This is a genomic window from Exiguobacterium sp. s26, assembly GCF_018618235.1.
Classification (GTDB): Bacteria; Bacillota; Bacilli; order Exiguobacteriales; family Exiguobacteriaceae; genus Exiguobacterium; species Exiguobacterium chiriqhucha.
Map to the genome: position 1 here is coordinate 1 of NZ_JACSLS010000030.1, position 1,163 is coordinate 1,163.

Here is a 1,163-nt window from a genome sequence, read left to right on the forward strand (position 1 = left end):
ACGCATGCGTTGTCGAAACACTAAAACCCAGCTGGCAAAGTTCTGTACTTTTCGTTGCATTATTGTGCACATTTGTATTGCAAAATACACAAACGTGAACCTTGTGGATTTTCAGGTGTTACAGGCTTCATTTTCGATAATAAATGCATTAAAAACAGTAGTTGCCCATCACTCGTACGAGGTGTCCCTGGACCGAACCGTCCACTGAAACCTTGTTGCGCATGTTCTTCTTTGATTGGTTTCTCGTATGATTTCCAATCTACTCCATATGGAGGATTTGAAATGAGATAATCAAATTTTTCATGGGAGAACTGGTCGTTTGACAATGTGTTTCCTAAACGAATATTTCGTGCATCTTCACCTTTAATGAGTAAGTCAGCTTTACAAATCGCATATGATTCTGGATTGATTTCTTGTCCGAAAAATTCTAAGTGCGCCGTAGGGTTTTGACTTAAGAGATAATCTTGAGCTACGGACCCCATGCCACCAGTACCAGCTGCACAATCGTACAACGTTTGTGTTAAACCTGGCTTGGTTAGAACACTTGTATCGTCATGTAAAAATAAAAGATTGGTCATTAAAGTAATAACTTCCCGAGGCGTATAATGGTCCCCTGCTTCCGCATTCTCATTGAAACGACGGATTAATTCCTCAAATACATAACCCATTTCAATGTTCGAAACAGTCTCAGGATGTAAGTCGATTTCGCTGAAGCGTTTAATGGTTAAGTATAGTAAGTTATTTTGATCCAACTTATCGATTTGACGATCAAAATCAAAATGATCCATGATATCTCGCGCCACTTTTGAAAAACCGTTTATGTAATCGCGTAAGTTGTCAGCGATATTATCCGAATCCGTTAATAGCTTATTAAAGTCATATTTACTTGTATTATGAAAATTTTGCTTAGAGACGCGATTCAAAATTGGTTCGCGAGCCTCTTCACTCATTGATAAAAATTTATCAGCTTTCGCTAGTACTTCTTCTTTCGTACTTTCTAACACACAGTCAAACCGACGTAATACTGCCAATGGCAGTACAATTTTCCCATAGTCTTCTGGTTTGTATGGTCCACGTGTGAACGCTAAAATAAAATTGACAGTTTTTGCTCGATACGATTTTACACTATTGCCGAAAAATCAGAACAGAACTCCGATAGAGTA

The 1,163-nt window shown here is 38.3% G+C and carries 1 pseudogene; it reads right to left on the reverse strand.

Going from position 1 to position 1,163, the window contains the following annotated elements:
- Positions 1-80: 80 nt before the first annotated feature.
- Positions 81-1,091 (reverse strand): annotated as a pseudogene (locus tag KNP82_RS15710) (type I restriction-modification system subunit M); the annotation flags it as partial.
- Positions 1,092-1,163 lie beyond the last annotated feature (72 nt).